This is a genomic window from Kitasatospora sp. MAA19 (genome assembly GCF_029894125.1).
Taxonomy (GTDB): Bacteria; Actinomycetota; Actinomycetes; order Streptomycetales; family Streptomycetaceae; genus Kitasatospora.
The window spans coordinates 102,497-124,605 of record NZ_JARXYZ010000006.1 but is presented as its reverse complement, the minus strand read 5'-3'; the positions used below and the strand labels follow the sequence as shown (position 1 = coordinate 124,605).

The 22,109-nt window shown below is 73.5% G+C and carries 26 protein-coding genes and 1 pseudogene; 16 read left to right on the top strand and 11 right to left on the bottom strand.

What is annotated here, in order from left to right; all coding sequences use genetic code 11:
• Nucleotides 1-598 precede the first annotated feature (598 nt).
• Nucleotides 599-1,198: a TetR/AcrR family transcriptional regulator gene (locus P3T27_RS12400; protein WP_348534095.1), complete on the bottom strand. Its 600-nt coding sequence runs from the start codon at nt 1,196-1,198 to the stop codon at nt 599-601.
• A 54-nt stretch (nt 1,199-1,252) separates the two neighbouring features.
• Between P3T27_RS12400 and P3T27_RS12395 the strand changes: the two genes are divergently transcribed.
• The 3 genes from P3T27_RS12395 to P3T27_RS12385 all read left to right on the top strand — a co-directional run bounded on the left by P3T27_RS12395 (nt 1,253) and on the right by P3T27_RS12385 (nt 3,146).
• Nucleotides 1,253-2,116: an alpha/beta fold hydrolase gene (locus P3T27_RS12395; protein WP_280677488.1), complete on the top strand. Its 864-nt coding sequence runs from the start codon at nt 1,253-1,255 to the stop codon at nt 2,114-2,116.
• A 186-nt stretch (nt 2,117-2,302) separates the two neighbouring features.
• Nucleotides 2,303-2,566, top strand: a complete 264-nt coding sequence (locus tag P3T27_RS12390) for an MMPL family transporter (RefSeq protein WP_280677486.1) — start codon at nt 2,303-2,305, stop codon at nt 2,564-2,566.
• Between the two features lie 112 nt (nt 2,567-2,678).
• Complete coding sequence (locus P3T27_RS12385; protein WP_280677485.1) at nt 2,679-3,146, top strand: NADAR family protein; 468 nt, start codon at nt 2,679-2,681, stop codon at nt 3,144-3,146.
• Nucleotides 3,147-3,153: 7 nt separating this feature from the next.
• Here the strand turns inward: P3T27_RS12385 and P3T27_RS12380 are convergent, their stop codons facing one another.
• From P3T27_RS12380 to P3T27_RS12365, 4 genes are all read right to left on the bottom strand, one after another.
• Nucleotides 3,154-3,978: a hypothetical protein gene (locus P3T27_RS12380; protein WP_280677483.1), complete on the bottom strand. Its 825-nt coding sequence runs from the start codon at nt 3,976-3,978 to the stop codon at nt 3,154-3,156.
• Between the two features lie 235 nt (nt 3,979-4,213).
• Complete coding sequence (locus P3T27_RS12375; protein ID WP_280677482.1) at nt 4,214-5,524, bottom strand: Dyp-type peroxidase; 1,311 nt, start codon at nt 5,522-5,524, stop codon at nt 4,214-4,216.
• Between the two features lie 38 nt (nt 5,525-5,562).
• The gene (locus P3T27_RS12370; RefSeq protein ID WP_280677481.1) at nt 5,563-6,576 is read right to left on the bottom strand and encodes a hypothetical protein; all 1,014 of its coding nucleotides are present in this window, start codon (nt 6,574-6,576) and stop codon (nt 5,563-5,565) included.
• 6 nt (nt 6,577-6,582) lie between these two features.
• Nucleotides 6,583-7,116 carry a hypothetical protein gene (locus P3T27_RS12365; protein ID WP_280677480.1) on the bottom strand — a complete coding sequence of 178 codons (534 nt, stop codon included), beginning with the start codon at nt 7,114-7,116 and terminating at the stop codon, nt 6,583-6,585.
• 258 nt (nt 7,117-7,374) lie between these two features.
• Here P3T27_RS12365 and P3T27_RS12360 point away from each other — a divergent pair, with 258 nt between their 5' ends.
• The 7 genes from P3T27_RS12360 to P3T27_RS12330 all read left to right on the top strand — a co-directional run bounded on the left by P3T27_RS12360 (nt 7,375) and on the right by P3T27_RS12330 (nt 12,444).
• Nucleotides 7,375-7,875 carry a cupin domain-containing protein gene (locus tag P3T27_RS12360; protein ID WP_280677479.1) on the top strand — a complete coding sequence of 167 codons (501 nt, stop codon included), beginning with the start codon at nt 7,375-7,377 and terminating at the stop codon, nt 7,873-7,875.
• Nucleotides 7,876-8,606: 731 nt separating this feature from the next.
• Nucleotides 8,607-8,840 carry a hypothetical protein gene (locus P3T27_RS12355; RefSeq protein WP_280677477.1) on the top strand — a complete coding sequence of 78 codons (234 nt, stop codon included), beginning with the start codon at nt 8,607-8,609 and terminating at the stop codon, nt 8,838-8,840.
• Between the two features lie 20 nt (nt 8,841-8,860).
• Nucleotides 8,861-9,652 carry a helix-turn-helix transcriptional regulator gene (locus P3T27_RS12350; RefSeq protein WP_280677475.1) on the top strand — a complete coding sequence of 264 codons (792 nt, stop codon included), beginning with the start codon at nt 8,861-8,863 and terminating at the stop codon, nt 9,650-9,652.
• A gap of 80 nt (nt 9,653-9,732) precedes the next feature.
• Nucleotides 9,733-10,161 carry a sigma factor-like helix-turn-helix DNA-binding protein gene (locus tag P3T27_RS12345; protein ID WP_280677473.1) on the top strand — a complete coding sequence of 143 codons (429 nt, stop codon included), beginning with the start codon at nt 9,733-9,735 and terminating at the stop codon, nt 10,159-10,161.
• Between the two features lie 217 nt (nt 10,162-10,378).
• Nucleotides 10,379-10,924 (top strand): hypothetical protein, encoded by a 546-nt coding sequence (locus tag P3T27_RS12340; protein WP_280677471.1) that lies wholly within the window; start codon nt 10,379-10,381, stop codon nt 10,922-10,924.
• Nucleotides 10,925-10,992: 68 nt separating this feature from the next.
• Nucleotides 10,993-11,991, top strand: a complete 999-nt coding sequence (locus P3T27_RS12335) for an aldo/keto reductase (protein WP_280677469.1) — start codon at nt 10,993-10,995, stop codon at nt 11,989-11,991.
• A gap of 87 nt (nt 11,992-12,078) precedes the next feature.
• A complete protein-coding gene (locus P3T27_RS12330) occupies nt 12,079-12,444 on the top strand; it encodes a DUF4253 domain-containing protein (protein WP_348534085.1) in 366 nt (121 codons plus the stop codon).
• 45 nt (nt 12,445-12,489) lie between these two features.
• Here the strand turns inward: P3T27_RS12330 and P3T27_RS12325 are convergent, their stop codons facing one another.
• Nucleotides 12,490-14,280: a beta-galactosidase gene (locus tag P3T27_RS12325; RefSeq protein WP_280677467.1), complete on the bottom strand. Its 1,791-nt coding sequence runs from the start codon at nt 14,278-14,280 to the stop codon at nt 12,490-12,492.
• Between the two features lie 144 nt (nt 14,281-14,424).
• On the opposite strand from P3T27_RS12325, the pseudogene P3T27_RS12320 reads away from it, so the two are divergent.
• Nucleotides 14,425-14,523, top strand: a pseudogene (locus tag P3T27_RS12320) (aldo/keto reductase); the annotation flags it as partial.
• Nucleotides 14,524-14,729: 206 nt separating this feature from the next.
• On the opposite strand, the gene P3T27_RS12315 reads toward P3T27_RS12320, so the two are convergent.
• Nucleotides 14,730-14,942 carry a DUF397 domain-containing protein gene (locus P3T27_RS12315; protein WP_280677465.1) on the bottom strand — a complete coding sequence of 71 codons (213 nt, stop codon included), beginning with the start codon at nt 14,940-14,942 and terminating at the stop codon, nt 14,730-14,732.
• Nucleotides 14,939-15,778 (bottom strand): helix-turn-helix transcriptional regulator, encoded by an 840-nt coding sequence (locus P3T27_RS12310; RefSeq protein WP_280677463.1) that lies wholly within the window; start codon nt 15,776-15,778, stop codon nt 14,939-14,941. The genes P3T27_RS12315 and P3T27_RS12310 overlap by 4 nt, the downstream gene beginning before the upstream one ends.
• A gap of 114 nt (nt 15,779-15,892) precedes the next feature.
• Between P3T27_RS12310 and P3T27_RS12305 the strand changes: the two genes are divergently transcribed.
• The 3 genes from P3T27_RS12305 (at nt 15,893) to P3T27_RS12295 (ending at nt 16,883) form a co-directional block, all read left to right on the top strand.
• Nucleotides 15,893-16,090 (top strand): hypothetical protein, encoded by a 198-nt coding sequence (locus P3T27_RS12305; protein ID WP_280677461.1) that lies wholly within the window; start codon nt 15,893-15,895, stop codon nt 16,088-16,090.
• Between the two features lie 2 nt (nt 16,091-16,092).
• Nucleotides 16,093-16,341 carry a hypothetical protein gene (locus tag P3T27_RS12300; protein WP_280677459.1) on the top strand — a complete coding sequence of 83 codons (249 nt, stop codon included), beginning with the start codon at nt 16,093-16,095 and terminating at the stop codon, nt 16,339-16,341.
• Nucleotides 16,342-16,415: 74 nt separating this feature from the next.
• The gene (locus tag P3T27_RS12295; protein ID WP_280677457.1) at nt 16,416-16,883 is read left to right on the top strand and encodes an NUDIX domain-containing protein; all 468 of its coding nucleotides are present in this window, start codon (nt 16,416-16,418) and stop codon (nt 16,881-16,883) included.
• A 429-nt stretch (nt 16,884-17,312) separates the two neighbouring features.
• On the opposite strand, the gene P3T27_RS12290 is transcribed toward P3T27_RS12295, so the two are convergent.
• Both P3T27_RS12290 and P3T27_RS12285 read right to left on the bottom strand, forming a co-directional pair.
• Complete coding sequence (locus P3T27_RS12290) at nt 17,313-18,260, bottom strand: RICIN domain-containing protein (protein ID WP_280677455.1); 948 nt, start codon at nt 18,258-18,260, stop codon at nt 17,313-17,315.
• A gap of 251 nt (nt 18,261-18,511) precedes the next feature.
• Nucleotides 18,512-18,967, bottom strand: coding sequence for a MarR family transcriptional regulator (locus tag P3T27_RS12285; protein WP_280677453.1), 456 nt, complete (start codon nt 18,965-18,967; stop codon nt 18,512-18,514).
• 165 nt (nt 18,968-19,132) lie between these two features.
• Here P3T27_RS12285 and P3T27_RS12280 point away from each other — a divergent pair, with 165 nt between their 5' ends.
• Both P3T27_RS12280 and P3T27_RS12275 read left to right on the top strand, forming a co-directional pair.
• Nucleotides 19,133-20,593: an MFS transporter gene (locus tag P3T27_RS12280; RefSeq protein WP_280677451.1), complete on the top strand. Its 1,461-nt coding sequence runs from the start codon at nt 19,133-19,135 to the stop codon at nt 20,591-20,593.
• Between the two features lie 162 nt (nt 20,594-20,755).
• Nucleotides 20,756-21,079, top strand: a complete 324-nt coding sequence (locus tag P3T27_RS12275) for a DUF1330 domain-containing protein (RefSeq protein ID WP_280677449.1) — start codon at nt 20,756-20,758, stop codon at nt 21,077-21,079.
• Nucleotides 21,080-21,121: 42 nt separating this feature from the next.
• On the opposite strand, the gene P3T27_RS12270 is transcribed toward P3T27_RS12275, so the two are convergent.
• Nucleotides 21,122-22,075, bottom strand: coding sequence for an NAD-dependent epimerase/dehydratase family protein (locus P3T27_RS12270; protein ID WP_280677447.1), 954 nt, complete (start codon nt 22,073-22,075; stop codon nt 21,122-21,124).
• Between the last annotated feature and the right edge of the window lie 34 nt (nt 22,076-22,109).

Below are 22,109 nucleotides of genomic sequence, written 5' to 3'. Positions count from 1 at the left end.
CCTCGGGCAGCCCTGGACGTCGCCCACCAGCACCCGGGTGCTGTACGGGGTGTCGGCGGCGTCGTACAGGTCGCCGCCGACCAGGGTGTCCTCCTCCACCGGCCGGTACAGCCCGTACAGCCGGATGCCGGGGGTGAGCACCGGCAGCGGGCGCAGCGTAGAACTGCTGGAACTGCTCGGTCCGCCCGTCGGAGCGCCGTGTCTCCAGCAGGCTGCCCGGGACGGCGTCGCCGGCCAGGCCCTGGGCGGTGGCATCGGTCCCGCACGCGGCGGTGAGCCGCTGTGCCGGGGTCGTTCCCGCTGCGCCCGCCGCGGTCGTTCCCGCGAAGGCCGCGGCCAGCACGCCCGCCAGCACGGCTTGTGGAAGTCTCCTGTACACGGTCGGTGAACCTCCCCATTCGGTAGCGGAAAAGGATTGCCCCGTACGGGAGTTGACCTCTTCGCCGGTCCCTCGCGCGGGACCGGGACAGTCTTGCGCGCCGGGGGTCGGGCGGACAGGGCGCCGGTGGGCCGACCGGACGCGATCCGGCCGAACGGCGTACCGGGGCCCGGGACTTGGGGCCATCCGCTCCCCGCCCGCCGGGAGCTGCCCGGGCTCTCAGGCTGTCCGGAACAGTTCGTCCAGGTGGTGGGTGAGGATCGCCAACGCGGCGTCGCCGGTGCGCTGGCGGCCCAGCACGCTGGAGCCGAGGCCGTTGACCATGGTCAGCAGTCCGGCCGCGGTCATCTCGGGGTCCTTGCCGGAGTCGATCTCCCCCGACCGCTGGGCCGCGCGGATCTGCTTCGCGAGGAAGCCCTCCAGCAGGTCGGGCTGGGGCGTTCCGTGCTTCTCCACCAGCGCGGGATCACTGAGCACCAGCGTGTAGTACGCGGCGTAGGTCCGGGTGATCCGGCGGCTCTCCGGGTCGGTCGGCAGGATGCTCGACAGGACCGCGGTCACCAGGGCGCGCGGCGTGGGCGGGGAACCCGCCTCGGTGATCCACCGCGCCATGCGGGCCTGGAGCTGGGTGCCGAGCCGCTCCAGCGCGTCCAGCAGGAGCCCTTCCTTGGTCTCGAAGTAGTACTGCACCAGCCGCAGCGAGACGCCGGCCTCGGCGGCGACCGCCCGCATGCTGGCCGACTGCAGCCCCTGGGTGTCGGCGATGCGCAGCAGCGCCTCGGCGATCTGCCGCCTGCGGTCCTCGTGATCGACCCGCACGTTCATGATTCGACCTCCTGGTACACCCGTATCATGCCGTGATACACATGTATCATGCGAATCAGCCAGTTCAAGAACGACCAGGCCAGGGACCGGTTTCAGGCCGCCTACGAGCGGACCCTGGCGCAGCTGTGGCCCGGAGAGCGCACCGCACTGGACCTCCCGACCGCGTTCGGGACCACCCGCGTCTACCGGACCGGCCCGCAGCACGGCGAGCCGATCGTGCTGCTGCCCGGCTCGGGCGGAAACGCGCTGATGTGGCACCGGTACATCGACACGCTGGCCCGGCACCGCCCGGTCATCGCCGTCGACACGGTCGGCGAGCCGGGCGCGAGCGTGCAGAGCGCCCCGATCGGCGACGGCCGGGACGGCGCCGCCTGGCTGGACGAACTCCTGGCCGCACTGGACGTGACGGACGCCCAGGTGGTCGGCTGCTCCTACGGCGGCTGGCTGGCGCTCAACCACCAGATCCACCACCCCGGACGGGTCGCCTCCCTCACCCTGCTGGACCCCGCGGGCTTCGCCGGTTTCGGCCCCCGCTTCTACGCCTGGCTGATCGCCGGCGGGCTCGCCGCCGCCGCGCCGCGCCCGCTGCGCCCCCGCCTGGCCCGCCTGGTCGGCAACAGCACCGTCCTGGAGGGCGAACTGATGGGCCTGATGCGGGCGTCGATGGGATTTCGCCGCGCACTCCCGGTGCCCCCGGTCTTCTCCGACGAGGAACTGCGCCGCCTGAGCGTCCCGGCGCTGTTCCTGCTCGGGGCGCGCAGCGCCCTGCACGACTCGCGCGAGGTCGCCGACCGCATCGGCGGCCTCGTGCCCTCGGCCCGGGTGGAGGTCGTGCCCGGCGCCGGCCACGCCCTGCCGACCGACCGGCCGGACCTGGTGGCCGACCGCATCCTCCACACCGTCGGCCGGTAGCCCCGCCGGGCGCACGCGCGCGGGGAGCGGGAAGTCGGCGGGGCCGGCTTCCCGCTCGGTACGTCAGGACGGCTGGGCACCGGTGTTCTTCTTCGCGATGATCTTCGCCCTCGCCATGGACGACACCGTCTTCCTGCCCGCCTCCGCCAAGGAGCACTACGAGCGCACCGGCGACCCCGCGAGGCCATGATCGGCGCCCTCGCCCACTCCGGCCGGGTCGTCTTCGCCGCGGCGGGCGTCATGGTCGCCGTGTTCCCCACCTTCGCCCTGTCCGGCCCGCTGCCGCCCAAGGAGATGGGCCTCGTGCTCGGCGTCGCCGTCCTGCCGGACGCGGCCCTGGTCCGGCTCGTCCTGCTCCCCGTGCTGCTGCGCCTGACCGGCCGCGCCGCCTGGCACACCCCGGCCTGGCTGGACCGCGTCCTGCCGAAGATCGGCTTCTCCCACCGCTGACACCCACACCAAGACCCGTACCCGCGCCCGCGACCGGACGGAAACCGGTTGCGGGCGCGGCCGCACGCCTGCGACCGTACGGCTCCCGCCACCACCCCTCCACGAGGCCCGGATGACCATCTACTTCTACGGCGCCGACGAAGCCCCCCACGGCTGCTTCTCCAACTTCTCCCCCCACCCCCTGCACCTCGACGGACACCTCTGGCCCACCTCCGAGCACTACTTCCAGGCCCAGAAGTTCCCCGGCACCCGCCACGCCGACCTGATCCGTCGTGCCCGCACCCCGCTGCGCGCCGCCGAACTCGGCCACGACCCCGCCAAACCGTTGCGCCGCGACTGGGAGCGCGTCAAGGACGACGTGATGCGCCGGGCGGTGGAGGCCAAGTTCCGCGAGCACGCCGACATCCGCGCCGTCCTGCTCGCCACCGGCGACGAGGAGATCGTCGAGGACACCGGCACCGACCACTACTGGGGGCGCGGGCGCACCGGCACCGGCCGGAACATGCTCGGCCGCATCCTGATGCGCACCCGCGCCCGGCTGCGCGCCGAGTTCCCCGCGGGCGACGCCGCAGGTATATGACGGTGCGTCAGGAGCCGGGTGGGGGCGTGGACATCAGGGCGCGCAGCAGGTCGTCGCCCAGGCTCAGGTCGGTCCGCGACTCGTCCGGCAGGTGGTAGTCGCGGTACCAGTCCGCGGGGGCCTCCGGGTGCGGGCCGCTGACCGCCACCCGGCCGGTGCCGTAGGAGGCGACGACGACGGCGGCGCGGTTGTTGGAGTAGCGGGCCAGGACGTCCACGCCCGGGCCGTCGACGTCGAAGTACGGGCCGTCCTGGAAGTACATCCGCTGCGGGCGGCCGCGCCAGGCGACGTCGACGAGATGGTCCTGCTCGTCGGTGACGGTCGCGCCCTGGGAGCGGATGTACTGCCCGGAGTCGCCCGGCAGGAGGTCGTAGCCCGGGTCGCCGGCCAGGTAGCCGCCCATGCACAGGCCCAGGTAGTGCCCGCCGCCGTGGACGTAGTCGCGCACCAGCTCCGGCGAGAAGCCGGGCTCGCGCCGGAGCAGGCCCCACGCGGTGCTCACCTCCTGCCCGTTGGTGCCGCCCGGCTGCACGTACAGCGCGGCGCCGGCCAGCGCGCCCGCGCCGAAGTGCAGCCGCTCCTGCGGACCGAGGTAGTGCACCGCGAAGCCGTCGCGTTCCAGCAGCTCCCGCGCCGCCTCCGGGCAGCCCTCGCAGGCCGCCGGGCCCCGGTAGACCAGGGCGAGCGGCCGCCCGCCGGGGGCGGCGGTGCCGCCGGGGTCGTCGGCCGGGTCGTCCTGGGCGGGGGAGGAGCCGCAGGCGGACGCCGTCAGCACCGCCGCCGCCACCGCCAGGGCCGCCACGGCCCGTCCGAGCCGCCGTCCACCCCTCATGACCCGCACTCCCGCATCGCCGACACCCCTCCCCGGGCCCTTCGCCATGTGCAGCGACGACGCTACGGGCACAGCGGCCCGCACCGCACATCCGCCCCCCGATCGGATGCCCCCGCGCCGCCCCGTTGACGAGCCGACCGGGCCGGCCTGCCCGGTCGGGGCCACCGGCCGGACGGGGCCGGGCGACCGGCGGGCGAGGCCGGCACCCCGCGAGCGGCCCGGCCAACTCGGCCGGTCAGTCGGTCAGCGCGCCGAGCCAGCGCAGTGCGCTGAGACTGGGCAGGAACGCGTACTCGCCGCCGCGGGTGGTGACGAACCCCGGCAGGTCCCGCAGCCTGCGACGGACCGGGCGGCGGGGGATGGTGTAGTCGTGCGGTCCGTCGCCGGTGGCCGCGATGGGGTCGCGGGCGTCCCCGGCGCCGAAGAAGACGCCGTCGTTGAGCCACTGCGACTGGGCGAACTCGAACTGGCGCCCGAGGTGTGCGCCCACGAACGCGAACATCAGGCCGCGGTCGGCACCGTCGTCGACCGTCACGCCGTCAGGCAGCAGGGGGCCGTAGGCGGTGCCACGGCGGATCATGCGGTGCAGGCGGGGCTCACCGGCGACGGCCGCGTCGCGGGGGTTCGCGCGGCGGATGTGGCAGCCGCCGGGCGTGACGAACCCGCCGGGGTCGTCGCAGGCGTACCCGAACACGTTGTTGCGCGTACGGTCGGCGCCGAGGGCCGGGTCGTCGCGCTCGGGCGCGAGCGCGAGCGGGGCGCCGCTGCGCCACCTGCCCATCAGCTTGGCGGCGAGCAGTTCCGCGTCGTCGGGGCCGTCGGAGTTCTGTTCGAGGAAGCGGCGGAACGCGGCGACGTCCTGGCGGAGCTTGCGGAAGGCGACGTAACTGCCGTTGCGGCCCAGGACGTCGGGTTCGGTGGTCTGTACGCCGCCGAGCTCGTCGGGCTGGCCGAGGACGAACTCGCCGGCCTTGAGCGGCTGTTCGCGGGGGTTGGAGCCGGGGACGTCGCTGCCCTCGACGGCGGGATGGCTGATGCCGTCGCGGTAGCCGAACGGCTCGGTCTCGGTGGGCAGGGCGTGGCACTCCTGGCGCCAGATCGCGGTGACGCCGGACAACTGCCGGAAGGCGGGCCGGGCCCGGTCGATCGCGGCTTCCAGCAGCGCGGTGTCGGGGGCGAGGGCGGTGAGGACCACGTGCACGTCCGGGCCGCCCAGCGGCTGCTCCCAGTGTTCGGGGCTGCTGGGTCCGATGTCACCGAGCGCGGTGGCGCGGGCGGCCATGCCCTGGCGGAACTCCCACGCGAACGTGTCCAGTGCGCTCTGCGGCACGCCCAGCGCGCGCAGGCCCTGGTAGGTGACGGCGACGCTGACCCAGGTCTCGCCGAGCGGGCTGAGGGTGTCCGCGGCCGAGGTGACCACCGACGCGGCACGGCGCATCAGCTCGCGGCCGTGGGCGCGGTCGTCGATGCGGAACAGGACGTACGTCGCCGCGTACGGCGACGGGCGCGGGCTGAGCACACCCCGCTGGATGTCGTGCAGGTCCACGCTGGCTCCTTCCCCGGCTGCTCGGCGATTCCCCGGCTCTACGTGGTGACGACGTTGCGCCAGAAGGCGCGCAGGCTCTCGTCGCCGCCGAACAGGGAACTGAAGATGGTCGAGTCGGCCATGAGGACGTCCCCGGCGCGCGGGCCCGCCGGGGGCAGCCACAGGAACATGTTGAACTCGGTGTTGCCGGCCTCGGTGAACGGGTGCGGACGGCTCAGGTCGACGGGCTGGCGGCCCAGCACCAGAGCGGCCTGCTCGTCGTCGGTGGTGACCGCGTAGTGCGGCAGGTGCAGGTGGAAGTTGAAGGTGGTCACCCCGGTCAGCCAGCCCCGGGTGTCGAGGTCGCGGTTGACCGAGAGCGGGGCGATGCGGCCCGGTCCGACCACCGCCGGACGCAACCCGTAGCGGTTCTCCACCGGCACGCCGAGCCCCTCCATCAGCGAGCGGGTGTAGCGGCCGAAGCGCTGCTGGCGCGGTACGAGCAGGTCGCCGTGGTGGTGGTACTCGATGTCACGCACCGCGAGGTCGTCGCCGGCGCCGACGTCGTGATGCGGGCCCAGCACCAGGCAGGTGCCCTCCCGGCCCGCCCAGTCGCGCAGCGCCTCGATCTCCTCGGCGGCGGCCTGCTGCCCGGTGACCATGTGGTCCAGGCCGAACACGAACAGGGTGTCGGTGTCGGCCAGCACCCGCTCGTCCAACGGGGTGACGAACCCGGCCTGGTCGATGCGCTGGTACATGGCGACCGGGTGCCCGGTGGTCTCGGCGACGAAGTCCTGGAACGGCTCCCACGCCCAGAAGAACAGCTCCAGGGTGCCGGCGATGCCCTGCTGGAACCGCATCGGATCGGACCACTGGGGCTCCTCGTAGGCCGGCCACGCGACCCGCCGCACCTCGGTCATCGTGGAGAACCGGTTGTCCAGCTCCGCCGGGTTCCTGCCGGCCTCGCCCGGATAGCTCCACGCCACGTAGACGCTGACCCGGCGCCGACCGGGTGTGTACGGCCGCGGCCGGTGCCTGGTGTTGTAGACGCGCGCCGTGCGCTGGTCGTTCATGGGTCCTCACTGGAGCTGGTCGAGCATCTCGGACAACGCGTTCCTGACCCGCAGCGCCTTCTTCACCTCGTCGGCGGTCACGTACGGGTACTCGCCGTACTCGATGAAACTCGGGCACTGGTGTTCGCGCACGAATCCGACGAACGCCTCCGGATTGGTCCTCCAGTCCTCCGGAAAACCCTCCAGGTGCTCGAACGCCGTGTTCACCCCGGCCCTGGTGAACAGCGCGATGGCGTCCTCGGTGTACTTGTCGAAGTCGGTGTCGAAGATGCCCTGGTACATGAACCTGGTGTCGTCGTCGAACAGCACCCAGCGCAGGTAGTGCAGCTTCAGCGGCGCGAGCAGGTGCGGATCGGACGCGAGGGCCTCGGCCAGGGTGTTGCCGTACGCGCGCAGCGCGTCGGCGTGCCCGGACTTCACCTTCGCGATGATCGTGAAGCCGTAGCACGCCGGTGTGCGCGGAAAGACCGGACCGTACTTGCCCTGTTCCAGGTGGCTGGTGTCCTTCGGGAGCACCATCGCCGCGGGCTTGATCTCCATGTCGTGCCCCATTCACAGCAGCCGAGACGAACGTCCACCCCTGCGCCTGCGACTATACGAGCCCATGGGGCAGATGACCCTTTTGTCCGGATGGGGTAGGGCGGCCCCGGCGGGGGCGGGGGTGTCCTGGCGGCCCTGACCACCCTGGCGGTGGCCGGGGCGGGGCGTCCGTCGGCGCCGGCCCCTCCGGAATTGACCCATGAAAACGGTGCCAGATTGCCACCTGATGGCCGGTCTTTCCGGTCCTAGTCTGGTCACATGACGACGACGAAGAACACCACCGCCCCCGCCCCCGTGCTGACCCGCCACGCCGAGGCCGAGACCTGCGCCGACCCGAGCAGCACCATGACCCTGCTCGCCGACTCGGCGCACACCGAGGGCGGGTTCACGAGCTACCGCTCCACCTTCGCCGAGGGCGCGGTCGGGGCCCCCGCGCACTTCCACACCCGGGCGTGGGAGCTGTTCTTCGTGATCAGCGGCTCGCTGCGGGTGCTGGTCGGCGAGGAGGTCACGATCCTGGGCGAGGGCGACTTCCTCGCCGTGCCGCCGCACACCCCGCACGCCTTCGCCGCCGCCCCGGGCGCCGAGGCCGACGTCCTGTTCGTGTTCACCCCGGGCATGGACCGCTTCGACTACCTGCGCCTGCTGGGCCGCGTCATGCGCGGCGAGGCCGACCCGGGCGCGATCGCCGCCTCCGCCGGGCGCTTCGACAACCACTACGTCGACAGCCCCGCCTGGCGCGCCGCCCTGGCCTCCTGAACGCGGGGCGGCCGGGCCGGGCGGGGGCCGGGCGCTCCCGACAGGCCGGGGCGAGCCGGGTGTGGAACGGTGGAGGCCGGGGGTCCCGGTTGCGAGAGGAGTGGCCAATGTCGTCGAAGCGTCGCCGCAAGAAGAAGGCCCGGGCCAGGCGCGGGGCCAACCACGGCCGCCGCCCCCAGTGCTGAGTCCTGAGTTCTGAGCCCCGAGCGCCGGCCCGGCCCGCAATCCGCTCCGGCAGGGTGGGCGCGGGGTGGCCGGGGAGCGCAGGACGGGTGGGAAACGCAGGACGGTTGGGAAACACAGAGAGACCGCTCGGGCCGCTGGGGCCGGGCGGTCTCTGCTGTTCGGACGGGCCCATGCGCCAACACGGCCCGCTGCCGGTGTTCCCGAAATGTTTGGAGTAGACAGCGCCCCCGGGTTCCGGACCCGCAGGTCTGGATGACGCTGCTGCACATCGTCACATTCGGCCAGGACGGCTACAAGGGCAGGTTGCACAAAAATGCATCAAATTCCGGTTTCGAGTCTCTGAACTGCGTTGATATCGAAGGGTTGTGACGAGATCACGGGCCGGGGCCGGGATTCTGGCGCATCAATCCGCGCGATGTTCACCGAACCGATTGGGAATCACCCGTATGCCTGACAGAGTGTTGTGCGAACGGGTACCTCGTGTGACGCCAACCACCGAAGTGCCCGCCCGTTGGAGTAGACAGTGATATAGGAGGACCTCCTCGATGACGAGGAAGCGGAAGAAGAAGCCCGCCCCCGCCCACTGTGCCGCAGACCACCCGGCGCCGTCGCGTCCGGGCCTGCCGTGGCTGCCCGGCCCCGCGCAGACGGCCGTGGTCGTCGTGGTGGTGGTCGTGGCCGCCGCCCTGGTAACGGCGGGCATGTCGGCGGGAGCGGCACTCGAACTGGCCACCGGCGGCTGCCTGTTGGCCGTCAGGCTCCGGCGGGAGCGGGCCTAGAGGGGAACCCCTGCCCGCCGATGGGACGCCACGAGAAACCGATCGCGGCGACCGAGCCGGCCCTGGGCCGGCTCGCCGCGTGGCTGCGCGAGCAGCGTGACCGGGCCGGACTGACCTACCGTCAGCTCGCCACCCGGACCAACTACCACTCGACCACCCTGCAACGGGCCACCAGCGGCCGGACCATGCCGAGCTGGGAGGTCGTCGAGGCCCTCACCCGGGCCTGCGACGGCGACCTCAAGACGGCCCGCCGCAAGTGGACCCACGCCAACTACTGGGCCCACGTACCCCGGGCCTCCGGGACCCAGCGCCGAGCGCCCCGGCGCCTCAACCCCGAGCAGGTCGACTCCCTCGCCGACCTGCGCCGGGCGATGCACGAGATGCGGCGCAAGGCCGACTGGCCCTCCCTGGAGGAGCTGGACCGCCGGGCCCGGGCCAGGGGAGGGCGCCTGCCCTCCAGCACCCTGGCGCTGGTCCTCAAGGGCGAGGCCCCGCTGCGCAGGACCGTGTTCGTCACCTACCTGGAGGTCTGCGGGGTCAAGGAGGCCCGCCGCGAGCTGTGGGCGGCCGCCTGGGAGCGGACGAACAACGCCCGCCTCCCGGCACCGGTGAACTCCCGTACGTACCAACGGGAGTTCACCCGGGCCATGCGGTCCTCCAGCAGCGGCACCTCGACGGACATCCTGTTCAGGCTGTGGGTGACCCTGCGCAACAGCCTGGCCGCCGACCGCGCCGAGGACGCCGGGCACCCCGGCCACCCCGCCGCGGCGGGCCGCGACGGCACCGGCGACAGCCCGCCGGTGCTCGTGTGACCGGGTCCGCGGACGGGGACGCGCCACCGGCGCCCCCGTCCGCGGACCAGCACCCACCCGCGCCACCCCGGGAACCCACCATGCCGACACCACCACGACAGCCGACCACCGTCACCGCCGGCACCGCCACCGGGCCGGCCCTGGGCCTGTGGGCGCTGTACGACCTCCACCTGCGCCACTACCTGGACTACGCCGCCCTGCTGCTCACCCCGGCCGACGCCCCGCTGGCCGTCCAGGGCGCCTTCGAGGACCTCAGCGGCCAGTGGCTCGACGCCCTGGCCACCGCCAGCCCGGCGGCCTGCGCCTGGCAGGCGGTCCGCCGCCGCGTCTGCGCCCTGGCCGGCCCGCGCCCGCTCGGGCCGGTCGCCCACCTCACCGCCCCCCAGCAGGACGTCCTCCTGCTGCACCTGGTCCTGGACCTGCCCGCCGCCGAGGTCGCCGCCGTGACCGGCACCGAACCGGGCGCCGTCCATGTGCAGTTGCGTTCCCTGGCGGCCGAACGCCGGTAGCGCCGGCGCCCGTTCCCGCCCAGCCCGTCCCCGCCCAGCCCGAACCCGCTCCGTCCGAACCCGTCCGGCCCGCCGTTCGCCCCGACGCCGCCTGACCGGCCGGCGCGGGCCGGTGCGATGGAGCCGGTGCGATTGAGCCGAGCGGCGGTCGGCGGCCGTTGACTTCGAGGGAGGCGCGCCCGCCCGGACGGCGCGCCAGGACGTCAGGAGTGCGGCCATGCTCAGGTTCCACGGCGCGTGGCGGATCACGGTGGTCGGCAAGGACGCGAGCTTCGACCAGCGTGCGGTGGTGCGCGGCCCCTACGGCACCCGGGTGGTCCCCGGCCGGGTCGGCGCCATGCTGGAAGTCGACGAGGACAGCTGGACGCTGGCCCTGGAACACCACCTGTGGGGCCGCACCTGGCAGCCGAACCTGCGGGTCACCCCCGGGCCCGTCACCGAACGCGACGGCGTCCGCAGCCGCTTGGTGACCAGCAACGACTGCCACTGGCCCGGCAAGGCCATGGACTACGTCAACTTCGTCATCCGCCTCGACCAGGTCCTCGCCCCGGCCCCCGCCCCGATCCGGGACACACGCCGCCCCGTCGAGGCCCTGCCCGCCGCGCCGCGGGCCGTCCGCACCTCCTCCTCCGGCGGCCTCGGCGCGCCCGCGCCCCGCCCGGCGGAGACCACGGGCACCCCGGCCCACCCCGGCGCCCCCGCCCGGACCGGCATCCCGGCCCAGCCCGGCACCCCGGCCCGGCGCGCCACCACCCCCTGGTAGCCCGCCGGCCGCAGCGGCACGCCCGATAAAGTCCCAGGTGAGCGCCGCCCACCCGAGGAGACCCCGCCATGCCGACCGCCCCCGCCACCGGAGCCCCCGCCGACCGCCCGCCCATCGCGCGCTACGGCCTGGGCACCGCGGCCGTCGGCCGGCCCGGCTACATCACCCTCGGCCGCGACGCCGACCTGCCCGCCGAACGCACCGTCGAGGCGCTGCGCGAGCGTACCCACGCCCTGCTCGACGCCGCGTACGCCGCCGGCGTGCGCTACCTCGACACCGCCCGTTCCTACGGCCGCGCCGAGGAGTTCGTCGCCCAGTGGCTGGCCGAGCGCCCCGCGGCCGCGGCGCAGGTGACGGTCGGCAGCAAGTGGGGCTACACCTACACCGCCGGCTGGCAGGCCACCGGGGTGGCCGCGCACGAGGTCAAGGAGCACTCGACGGCGGTGTTCGACCGCCAGGTCCGCGAGAGCCGGGCGCTGCTGGGCCCGCACCTGGACGTCTACCTGGTCCACTCCGTCACCCCGGACAGCCCCGCCCTGACCGACGCCGCCCTGCACGCCCGCCTGGCCGACCTGGCCGGACAGGGCGTGCGGGTCGGCCTGTCCACCAGCGGCCCGGCCCAGGCGGACACCATCCGCGCCGCCCTGAAGGTCACCGTGGACGGCCGGCCGCTGTTCGCCGCCGTCCAGGCCACCTGGAACCTGCTGGAACCCTCCGCCGCCCCGGCCCTGGCCGAGGCCCACGCCGCCGGCTGGCTGGTGGTCGTCAAGGAGGGCATGGCCAACGGCCGCCTGGCCGGCCGCAACGCCACCGGGGACGACACCGCCGCGCTGCGCGCCCTCGCCGCCCGCACCGGCGCGCCCGTCGATGCCCTCGCCCTGGCCGCGGCCGCCGCCCAGCCCTGGGCCGACCTCGTCCTGTCCGGCGCGGCCACCGTCGACCAGCTCGCCTCCAACCTCACCGCCGCCACCCTGCACCCCGCCCCCGAGGACCTGGCCGCCCTCGCCGCCCTGGCCGAACCCGCCGAGGCGTACTGGCGCACCCGGGCCGCCCTGCCCTGGGCCTGACGCCCCGCCCGCCTTCCCCGCCGGCGGTGCCCACCGCCGCCGTCCGCTGTCGGCGCCCCCGGTGTCGAGGCCCGAGGCCTGGCCGATGTGCTGCTGTCCGTACGGGAGGCGCGCCTCGGCCTGGTCCGGGCGGGCAGCGGTGCCGAGGCGCTGGCCGCCTGCGGGTGGAGCGGCCCGGTCAACTACGAGGACGACACCGCCAGGATCGCCGCCGTGCTCGCCGCCGTGCTCGCCGACTGGGAGCGGCGATTCGGCGCCCAGGTCGTCCAGGTCGGCTTCGACACCCTGGAGTTGAGCGTCGCCGTCCCGCCCGCCACGCTTGCCGAGGCCCTTCCGCTGGCCGCCGAGCACACCGCGTTCTGCCCCGACCTCGTCTTCCAGGGCGTCGGCACCCTGACCGCCTACGCCGAAGGCCTCGTCGACAACCACCAGTGGTCGTTCTGGTGGGACTGACTCCGTACTGACCCCGGACTGACCCCGTACTGCCCCCCGGGCCGGTCAGTACTCGGAGCTGGGCGCGGCGGTGGTGGGCCCGAGGTCGGGCTGGTCGCGCAGCTCCACCGCCTCGCCGTGGTGGTCGAGTTCGAGGACGACGAGGTCGTTGGCGCCCGCGCGCCACAGCGGTGCGGGGGCGTAGAGGGTGCGCTGCGGGCCGGCGGCGCTGTAGCGGCCGAGCAGGAAGCCGTTGAGCCACAGCAGGCCGCGTCCCCAGCCGGGCAGGGCGACGAAGGCGTCGGCGGGGGAGTCGAGGGCGGCGGTGAAGCGGTGGAACGCCGGGTGGCCCGCGCGCGCCGCCACCGACTCCTCGAAGGCCAGACGCCCCAGGTCGGTGAGCGGCAGTGGCCGGATCTGCCAGCCGAACAGCCGCTGGCCGCCGTGTGAGACCCCGCGGGTGATGCCCTTGCGGTCGTCCATCTGCGGGCCGTAGTTCACCCGCCCGAGCGCCTCGACCAGGATGTCCAGGGTGGCCCCGTCCGGGCCGGTGGCCAGCGGCAGCGTCGCGCCGGGGGAGTTGCGGTCCAGGACGCCGATCGGGCGCCCGTCGGCGAACACGTGCGCGCGGTCCGCCAACCCGTCGATGCGCAGCGGGAGTTCGGTGCGCGGCCCGGGCACCCGGGTGCGGTAGTGGATCAGCCCGCGGTCCTGTCCGACCTGCTCCATCGGCAGCGGCGCCGCCCGCTCCAGCGGTTCGGCCAGCGCGTCCAGGCTCTCCAGCAGTTCGGCCCGCCCGTCGGCCCGGGCCAGCCGCTGCGGCGCCACCCGCGGCGGGTCGGCGGGCAACTCGCCCTGGGGCAGGGGTAGATGGCGCCCGATGACCTCCCGCAGCGCGTGGAACTTCTCGGTCAGCTCGCCCGCCTCGCCGATCGGCGCGTCGTAGTCGTAGCTGGTGACGGTGGGCTCGTACCCGGCGTCGCAGGGGTGGGCGCCCGAGTGGTTGGCGCCGGACCACAGGCCGAAGTTGGTGCCGCCGTGCGCCATGTACAGGTTGACGGAGGCGCCGGTGGCGAGGAGTTCGGCGAGCGAGGCGGCGCTCTCCTTGGCGTCGCGCACGTGGTGGGGCAGACCCCACTGGTCGAACCAGCCGATCCAGAACTCCATCGCCGCCAGCGGCCCCTGCGTCTGGGTGCGGCGCAGCACCGCCAGCCGTTCGGGGGCGCGCGAGCCGAAGGTCGCGGTGGCCAGGTGCCCGGGGATGGCGCCGCCCTGCTGCATGGTGTCCTGGGCGCCGTCGGCGGTGAACAGCAGGCAGTCCACGCCCCGGCGGACCAGTCCGTCGCGCAGGTGGCGCAGGTAGGCGGCGTCGTCGCCGTAGCTGCCGTACTCGTTCTCCACCTGCACCGCCACCACCGGCCCGCCCCGGCTCGCCAGCAGCGGCAGCACCTCGGGCACCAGCGCGTCGAACCAGCCGTCCACCTCGGCCAGGTACGCCGGGTCGGCGCAGCGCAGCCGCAGCCCGTCGACGGCCAGCAGCCGGGCCGGCAGCCCGCCGAACTCCCACTCCGCGCAGATGTACGGCCCGGGCCGCAGGATCACGTCCAGCCCCAGGTCGCCGGCCAGGCGCACGAAGCGGGCCACGTCCCGCCACCCGGTGAAGTCCACCTCCCCGCGTCGCAGCTCGTGGAAGTTCCACGGCACGTAGGTGTCCACGGTGTTGACGCCCAGCGCCCGCAGCCGCCGCAGCCGGTCCTCCCACAGCTGCGGATGCACGCGGAAGTAGTGCAGCGCCCCGGAGACGATCCGGTGCGCCACCCCGTCACGCAGGAACCCGGTGGCGTCGTACTCGAGCATGTGCGGACCCGCTTCCGGTCGGGGACGGCCACAGTGGGCCACGAGCGTAGCGACCGGCGGGGCGTTCGTCGAAGCGCGTGTCGGCAGCCGCCGTCGGGGCCGAGGGGCGTGAACGCCCACGGCCGAGGGCGGGCGCCGGGGTCGGCGCCCGCCCTGACCGACGCCGCCCTGCACGCCCGCCTGGCCGACCTGGCCGGACAGGGCGTGCGGGTCGGCCTGTCCACCAGCGGCCCGGCGAGCAGTCCTGACTCCGAATCAGCTGACATCCGCCCATCCAATACGGGCACCCACCGCCGCCTCCCGGGGAACGTCCGCCCCCGCTGTCAGCGGTGTCGGGTCCCCCTTGGGGGAGGAAGTCGGCGGGGCCGACTTCTCATGCACGTCGGAAGCGGCGGGAGGGTCGAGAAGGCGCCGCCGCCCCGGGCCGGGGCGGCGGCGCACAAGCAACATCAGCTGGTGCCGAATTCTCCCGTGCGGACGGCGGTGACGAAGGACTGCCAGGCGGCGGCGGGGAAGACGAGGGCCGGGCCGTGGGGGTCCTTGGAGTCACGGACGGGCATGATGCCGGTGAACCCGGGAGCGACCTCGACGCACTGACCCCCGTCGGAACTGTGGGAGGACTTGACCCAGTGGGCAGAGGACAGGTCGAAGCGGGAGCTCATGGTGCCAGTTCCTTCCGGATGCTTCTGATCATGGCCAGGGACTCGGCCCTGGGCGGCGCGTCTACCTGAAGACGATCGTATCTCCTGCGCCACGTCACGACAGTGGCCCGATCGCGTTCGAGGAAACCCCGGTGCAGTGTCTCGGTGTATCCGAGCTGGGTGTTGTCCCCGACGGTCAGCAGCGTGACGGCTGAGCGGAACGATCGGTGGACCCCCATGGTGAAGGGGACGACCTGCACCAGGACGTTCGGCAGTCCTTCGGCCAGGTCTTCGAGCCGCTGGAGCTGTTCCGCCATGACGGCGGGACCACCGAGCCGCCATCGAAGAGCACTCTCGTCGAGGGCGACGAAGACCAGGGGCGGGGGCGTGCGCTCCAGGAACTTCTGCCGGGCCATCCGGAAGTTGAGACGTTCCTCGGCCTGGTCGGCGGTGACCTCGCCCAGATCCACGGCACCGGCCAACTCGGCCTCGGCGTAGGCCCGGGTCTGGAACAACCCTGGGATGAGGCCGATTTCGAACAGCCTTATCTCCGTGGCCTGGGTCTCGTGCTTGGTGAACTCGGCGAATCCCTCGGCGAGACCGGCACTGTTGGAGGCCTGAAGCCACATCAGCGTCAGGGAGCCGTGGGTCCCGAGGACTTCGTCCGCCTTCTCGGCGAATCGTCTCGACACCTGCTTCGTGGCAGTTTCAGCGACCGAGATCGTGGACGGGTGGCACCCGATGCGCCTCGCAAGCTGGCCCTGGGTGAGGCCGGCCGCCTGTCGTGACCTGCGAAGCAGTACTCCGAAGGGGGCCCAGCGGCTTGACTCTGGATCGATTTCCCTGATGTTCACCATGGGTACTCCAACGTGGATGCCCTGGAAGACAAGTCCATCTTCGCTTCCGATGCTAGGTGGCGCCGGGCCACCATGTGCACAGAACGTGAAACATCGATCGCGGAGGGTTCTCTCATGCCCCATGGCCAGGTTCCCCGCCTCCACGGCTACGGCGTCCGCTGGGACGCCGAGGCCCGGTGCTACCGGGTCCTCAACGAGGTCACCCGGGAGTGGCTGCGCCAACCGACCGGTGAGCCCAAGGGGTTCAGCTCCTTCTCCGTTGCCTACAGTGCCTGGCGCGCCTTCGAGGTCCACAAGCGGCCGGGGGAGTGATCATGTCCTCGATGCTCTCCCGCGCGACCGCCGAGCGGCGGCGGCAGGCTGCCGACGTCCTGGACGACCTGACGACCGTCCTCGCCCTGGGTGGGGTGAGGTTGCCGTCCGTCGAAGTCGACTGGGAGCACGGCCGTTTGACCGGGTGCTACCTGGTGAGTCTGGGCTCGGCCCGTGCCGTCGAACTCCTGAGGATCGTCGACCTGCTGCGCAAAGGGCTGCGCTACGAGCGCCTCACGCATGACGACTGAACTCCTCGCCCGCCTGCTGTGGTTGGCTGGCTTCTCCCTCGTGCTCCTCGCCGCTCTCAGGAAGTGAACCCCCGATGCAAGACCCCCGCCTCCTGGCCAAGCCGCCGGTGTGCCGGCTCGGCTGCCTCGTCCTCGTGCGCAACCGGCTCGGCGACGTCCTCCTGGTCGACCCGGACTACATGGACGGGCTGATCCTGCCCGGCGGCGCCGCGAAGCCGAACGAGCCCCCGCACCTCGCCGCCGCCCGGCACCTCCACACCGAGACCGGCCTCAACCGCCGCCTCACCGACGTCCTCGCCGTCGACTTCACCCCCGCCGACCGCCACCTGGAACGCCTCAGCCTCGTCTTCGACGGCGGCACCGTCCGCGACGACGCCCGTCTCACCGTCCCGCCCCAGCACCGCAGTGGCCTGCTCGGTGCCCGCTTCGTCCCCGTCCGCCAACTCCCCGACGTCATGGCGCCCTCCCAAGTCTCCCGCGTCACCGAATCCCTCGCCAACCGCTCGCTGCCCGTCCTCCTCCACGGACAGCGCACGGCCTGATCGGCGCCGCCGGAAAACAGGTGGCCGACTCGGGGTCGGCGCGCGCACATCGGCCCAGGCGGTGACGTGTTCGGCACTTCGGCTGAATGATGCCTGTGGCGGCCGCTGCCGCAGCGGCACCTCCCCCGGGGCCGACGGCACCTGCTGGGTGAACTGCGGCAGCACGCCCACCCTCGTCCGTCCGCTGGCATCTCCGCGATCTACCGTGCCGCCGACCTGCTCAATCAGCTGACGACCAATTCGAACGTCACCCCTGATCAGGACACCTCCGCTACGCGTACGCGGACGAGGTGGCGCCGCCCAACCCCGACGAGCCGTTGTGGCGGTACCAAGGTGACTGGAACGGGTTGGAGTAGTCGCACGGCATGGGAGAGGGCGGGCGCCGGGGTCGGCGCCCGCCCTCTCCCTCCGTGCCCCCGTGGCGGAGGGTCAGCTCCAGGGGTTGGCCGGCTGGTCGTTGATGGCGGTCCAGAAGCGGGTGCCGGCGGGCAGGGTGCCGTTGGCCCACAGGCCCCAGCCCGCGCCGTCGTGGAACTCGGCCATCCTGAAGCCGGTGCCGAAGTAGCCGGCGCAGAGCTGGTCGGCGGCGGCCCGGCTGGAGAGCTGGCTGCCGGAAGTGGGGACGGTGGCCTTCACCTCGCCGCCGGCCCAGCTGTGGTAGCCGCTGGTGGGCACGCCGGCGGGGGCGGGGCGGCCGTCCTGCTTGAGGCACAGCACGGGCAGCTGCGCGGAGGCGGGGGTGTCGCCGCTGTACGCGTTGCTGGTGGTGTCGTTGCCGACGTGCACGACGTTGTCGGCGCGCTGCTCAAGGGTGGCCCAGGTCATGCCGCTGTGGGTGGCGACGCGGCCGAACAGGGCCTCGTAGGTGCTGCGGTAGATGTCCCACTCCTGGTACCCGCCGTCGTTGCAGGGGAACATGTAGAGCCGCCAGCCGCCGCCGATCCTGTGCTCGGTGTTGTCCAGGCACTGGGAGGTGGAGATGTTCTGCAGCCGCACCCCGATCAGGTCGTACCTCGACGTGCTGTCGGCCGCGGTCCACGGCGTGACCCGCCACTGCTGCGAGGTGTCGTTGGCGACGCACCCGGCGCTGGCGGGGGTGTAGTCGGCGGTCAGGCAGTAGCGCTGGTCGTTGGTGTTGTTGAGGGTGTAGACGCTCGGCAGGCCCGGGACGGGCTTGAACACCCACTGGCCCGGGCCGTCGGCCGGCGCGCAGGGGTGCAGGCGCGTGCCCGTCAGCACGCCGTCGGGACAGCGCTCGGACTTCTGGTTGAACAGGACCGACGAGGGGGTGTCGGCCGAGGCGGCGCCGGGGACCAGCACCAGGCCGGTCAGGGCGAGCGCGATGCCGAGGACGACACGCCGGACTAACGAACGCACAGGGCTCTCCAGGAAGGGGAGACGACGGGGGACGGCGGCCGGACCGGGTGGCACGGGGGTGCCCTCCGGGCCGCCCGCCGCCGTCAGCTTGTCAGCGTCCGATCAGTCGCCGGTATCCCAGTTTTCTGGGGGGTCGCCCGGCACCCCACCCCACCACCCGGCCGGCGCCCCGGCGGTCACCGCCGTCCCGGACTCCTGGGAGCGCCACGGCGATCCAACTGCCCTGCCCTGTCGGCGTGTTGGCTGCCCCGTCAGGGCCGGGGCCAGGGGCGGCCGTCGAGGTGCTCGATGTCGGTGTTGAAACGGCGCAGGTAGGCGGCGAAGGCGGTGACGTCCTGGGCGGACCAGTCGGCCATCACCCGGTCCAGGGCCGCCACGTGGGCCTCGCGCTCCTCGTCCAGGCGGCGGTCGCCCTCGTCGGTGAGGCGGAACTTGCGGGCCATCCCGCCGTCCGGGTCGGCGATCCGCTCGACCAGGCCGGCGCGCGTCATGGCGGCGGTCTGCCGGTTGAGGGTGGAGGCGTCCAGGTTGAAGGCCTCGCTCAGCTCGCCGATGGACATCGGGCCCTGGATGCGGATGCGGCTGAGCAGGATGTACGCGCTGCGCTCCAGGGTGCTGCCGCTCGGGCGGGCGGCGGACTGGCTCAGGTAGTGGTGGCGGCCGAGCACCATGTACTCGAACTCGACCAGGTGCGTGCGTTCGCCCATGCTGTGCTCCCTCGCCCTTCATCCTCATCGCCGCAGCGCTGACCTGCGGGTTTCGCGGGTCCTGCCCAGTATGGCAAAGGGGTGTGACCCGGCCATGTAGTGTGCTCGATACATATGATGTGCACGATACATATCAAGCGCATCCAGTCTCCGAGGAGTCCCGCCATGGACGGCCCCCAGCCCGCCGGCCCGACCGCCACCGGCACGTCCACCACCGGCATCGTCGCCACCCTCGCCTTCACCGGCACCGTGGCCGCGATCATGCAGACCCTGGTCACCCCCCTGATCGGCGAACTGCCCCGCCTGCTGCACACCGCGCCGTCCAACGCCTCCTGGGCGATCACCGCGACCCTGCTCGCCGGCGCCGTCTTCGTCCCCATCAGCGGACGCCTCGGCGACCTGCTCGGCAAACGCCGCATGCTGCTGGCCTGCTGCGTACCGCTGTTCATCGGCTCGGTCCTGTGCGCACTCGCCTCCGCCGCCGTCCCGATGATCGTCGGCCGCGGCCTGCAGGGCATGGGCATGGGCGTCGTCCCGCTCGGCATCAGCCTGCTGCGCGAGGTCCTGCCGCCCGAACGCCTCGGCTCCGCCATCGCCCTGGTCAGCGCCTCGATGGGGATCGGCGGCGGCCTCGGCCTGCCGATCGCCGCCGCCGTCGCCCAGTACGCCAGCTGGCGGTCCCTGTTCTGGGGCGCCGCCGCCCTCACCCTGGTCGCCGCCGCGATGATCCGCTTCCTCGTCCCCGCCCCCGCCCAGCGCCCCGCCGCAGGACGCTTCGACCCCGTCGGCGCGGCCGGCCTGGGCGCCGGCCTGATCTGCCTGCTCCTGCCCGTCTCCAAGGGCGCCGACTGGGGCTGGACCGCTCCCCTCACCCTCGGCCTGTTCGCCGCCGCCGTCGTCCTGCTGCTCGCCTGGGGCCGGTGGGAACTGCGCTGCGCCGAACCGCTGGTGGACCTGCGGGTCACCGCCCGCCCCCGGGTGCTGCTGACCAACGCGGCCTCCGTCCTGGTCGGCTTCGGCATGTACGCGCAGGCGCTGATCATCCCCCAGCTGCTCCAACTGCCCGAGGCCACCGGCTACGGCCTGGGCCGGTCGATGCTGGCGATGGGCCTGTGGATGGCACCCTCGGGCCTGATGATGATGGCCGTCTCACCGCTGGGCGCACGCCTGTCGGCCGCCCGCGGCCCCAAGTTCACCCTGGTCGCCGGCGCCCTCGCGATCGCCGTCGGGTACGGGCTCTCGATGGTCCTGATCGGCTCCACCGGGGGCGTGCTGGTGGTGACGCTGGTGTGCAACGGCGGCGTGGGCCTGGCCTACGGTGCGATGCCCGCGCTGATCATGAGCGCGGTGCCGCTGTCCGAGACGGCGTCCGCGAACAGCTTCAACACCCTGATGCGCTCGCTCGGCACCTCCGTCTCCGCCGCCGTGGTGGGCGTGGTCCTCTCCCAGCTCACCACCACCCTGGGCGGCCACACCTTGCCGTCGGAGAGCGGCTTCAGGGTCGGCCTGCTGATCGGCTGCGGCGTGGCCCTCGCCGCCGCCGCGGTCGCCGCCACCATCCCCGCCCCGCCCGCCGCCGCGCCCGCCGGCCGCCCGGCCCCCGCCAAGGACGCCGCGACGACCTGACCACCCGTCGGACTACCCTGCTCCTGCACCGCCGCCCCCGGCACCCACCGGGGGCGGTCCCGACTACGTACCCCCTGCCGATCCGTGACGGATTCGGCCCCACCCCGGCCGGCCGTACCGTCGCAGACGACGGACACCCGACCAACCCGCAGGAGAACCGCGATGACCGCCTACGCCCTCGCCCACGTCCACTCGGTCGAGTTCGGCCCCGACATCGTCGAGTACCTCCAGCGCATCGACGCCACCCTGGACCCCTTCGACGGCCGCTTCCTGATTCACGACAGCCCCGTCGAGACGGTCGAGGGCACCTGGGGACCGGGCCTCATCCTCATCGCGTTCCCCGACCGCGAGCGGCTGCGCGCCTGGTACGACTCGCCCGCCTACCAGGAGATCCTCCCGCTGCGCACCCGTCACATGGTCGCCGACGTGGTCTTCGTCGACGGCGTGCCGGCCGGCTACCGCGCCGCGAACGCGCTCAAGCACTGACGGGGCTCAAGCGGTTGACGAGTTCAAGCGCTGAGCCGTTCGTCAGCGCTCCCGCGGCCGTTCGAGCCACCACCGCACCGTCGCCTCGACCTGCTCCTCCAGCGGGGTCGCGCGCACCGCGAACGCGGCCTCGTAGGCGGAGGAGTCCACCACGAACGGCCGGTCGAACTGGTACCGGACCTCCCGCAGTTCGCGCAGCAGCGGGGAGAACAGCGCCGCCGTGCCCAGCAGGGCGGGGGAGAGCCGGCGCACCGCGACCGGGCCGGTGCCCGCCTGCGCGGCCAGCCGCTCCACCATCGCGCGCACCGGCAGGGCGGGGGCCGTCGGCACGTGCCAGGCCCGCCCCCAGGCCCGTTCCTCGCCCGCGACCTCGACCAACGCCCGTGCCACGTCCGGCAGGTACGTCCAGCTGTGCGGTGCGTCCGGCGCGCCGAGCACCGCGACGGACCGGCCCTTCAGCAGGCCCGGCATCACCCGCGCGGCCAGGTGCCCGCCGTCCGTCACCCCGGGGCCGAAGAAGTCCGAGGCCCGCACCTCGACCGCCCTGATCCGCCCGGCCTCGTGCAGCGCCCGCGCCTGCTCCCACACCGCCGCCCGCACCCGCCCCTTGGGGCCGGTCGCGGCCGGCGGCAGGTCCTCGGTCATCGGGCCCGCGACCGGCCCGTAGCCGTAGAGGTTGCCGAGCATGACCAGCACCGCCCCGGTGGACTCGGCCGCCGCGCACAGCGAGGAGGCCAGCGCCGGCCACCGCGCGGTCCACTGCGCCAGCGGCGGCGCCGCGCAGCCGTGGATCGTCGCCGCGCCGCGCGCGGCCTCCGCCAGCCGCGCGGGATCGCCCGCGTCCAGCGCCACGTGCTCGATGCCGGGCGCCGCCGGACCGCCCTGCGCGGGGCGTCCCGACCGGGTGACGACCCGGACGGTGTGACCCTGTTCGGCCAGCAGACGGGCGGTGGCGGCCCCGGCGGGCCCGTATCCGACAACCACGTGGAAGCTCATCCGCCCCACCTTAAGGGGTGGCGCCGGCCTGCAA

Excerpts from the sequence above, each read along its gene's own strand:
- P3T27_RS12380 (WP_280677483.1), bottom strand. The coding sequence starts at position 3,978 with ATGAGGGGTGGACGGCGGCTCGGACGGGCCGTGGCGGCCCTGGCGGTG.
- P3T27_RS12310 (WP_280677463.1), bottom strand. The coding sequence starts at position 15,778 with ATGGTGAACATCAGGGAAATCGATCCAGAGTCAAGCCGCTGGGCCCCC.
- P3T27_RS12315 (WP_280677465.1), bottom strand. The coding sequence starts at position 14,942 with ATGAGCTCCCGCTTCGACCTGTCCTCTGCCCACTGGGTCAAGTCCTCC.
- P3T27_RS12370 (WP_280677481.1), bottom strand. The coding sequence starts at position 6,576 with ATGAACGACCAGCGCACGGCGCGCGTCTACAACACCAGGCACCGGCCG.
- P3T27_RS12345 (WP_280677473.1), top strand. The coding sequence starts at position 9,733 with ATGCCGACACCACCACGACAGCCGACCACCGTCACCGCCGGCACCGCC.
- P3T27_RS12300 (WP_280677459.1), top strand. The coding sequence starts at position 16,093 with ATGTCCTCGATGCTCTCCCGCGCGACCGCCGAGCGGCGGCGGCAGGCT.
- P3T27_RS12350 (WP_280677475.1), top strand. The coding sequence starts at position 8,861 with ATGGGACGCCACGAGAAACCGATCGCGGCGACCGAGCCGGCCCTGGGC.
- P3T27_RS12285 (WP_280677453.1), bottom strand. The coding sequence starts at position 18,967 with ATGGGCGAACGCACGCACCTGGTCGAGTTCGAGTACATGGTGCTCGGC.
- P3T27_RS12295 (WP_280677457.1), top strand. The coding sequence starts at position 16,416 with ATGCAAGACCCCCGCCTCCTGGCCAAGCCGCCGGTGTGCCGGCTCGGC.
- P3T27_RS12340 (WP_280677471.1), top strand. The coding sequence starts at position 10,379 with ATGCTCAGGTTCCACGGCGCGTGGCGGATCACGGTGGTCGGCAAGGAC.
- P3T27_RS12395 (WP_280677488.1), top strand. The coding sequence starts at position 1,253 with ATGCGAATCAGCCAGTTCAAGAACGACCAGGCCAGGGACCGGTTTCAG.
- P3T27_RS12325 (WP_280677467.1), bottom strand. The coding sequence starts at position 14,280 with ATGCTCGAGTACGACGCCACCGGGTTCCTGCGTGACGGGGTGGCGCAC.
- P3T27_RS12365 (WP_280677480.1), bottom strand. The coding sequence starts at position 7,116 with ATGGAGATCAAGCCCGCGGCGATGGTGCTCCCGAAGGACACCAGCCAC.
- P3T27_RS12280 (WP_280677451.1), top strand. The coding sequence starts at position 19,133 with ATGGACGGCCCCCAGCCCGCCGGCCCGACCGCCACCGGCACGTCCACC.
- P3T27_RS12385 (WP_280677485.1), top strand. The coding sequence starts at position 2,679 with ATGACCATCTACTTCTACGGCGCCGACGAAGCCCCCCACGGCTGCTTC.
- P3T27_RS12305 (WP_280677461.1), top strand. The coding sequence starts at position 15,893 with ATGCCCCATGGCCAGGTTCCCCGCCTCCACGGCTACGGCGTCCGCTGG.
- P3T27_RS12360 (WP_280677479.1), top strand. The coding sequence starts at position 7,375 with ATGACGACGACGAAGAACACCACCGCCCCCGCCCCCGTGCTGACCCGC.
- P3T27_RS12335 (WP_280677469.1), top strand. The coding sequence starts at position 10,993 with ATGCCGACCGCCCCCGCCACCGGAGCCCCCGCCGACCGCCCGCCCATC.
- P3T27_RS12390 (WP_280677486.1), top strand. The coding sequence starts at position 2,303 with ATGATCGGCGCCCTCGCCCACTCCGGCCGGGTCGTCTTCGCCGCGGCG.
- P3T27_RS12355 (WP_280677477.1), top strand. The coding sequence starts at position 8,607 with ATGACGAGGAAGCGGAAGAAGAAGCCCGCCCCCGCCCACTGTGCCGCA.
- P3T27_RS12275 (WP_280677449.1), top strand. The coding sequence starts at position 20,756 with ATGACCGCCTACGCCCTCGCCCACGTCCACTCGGTCGAGTTCGGCCCC.
- P3T27_RS12270 (WP_280677447.1), bottom strand. The coding sequence starts at position 22,075 with ATGAGCTTCCACGTGGTTGTCGGATACGGGCCCGCCGGGGCCGCCACC.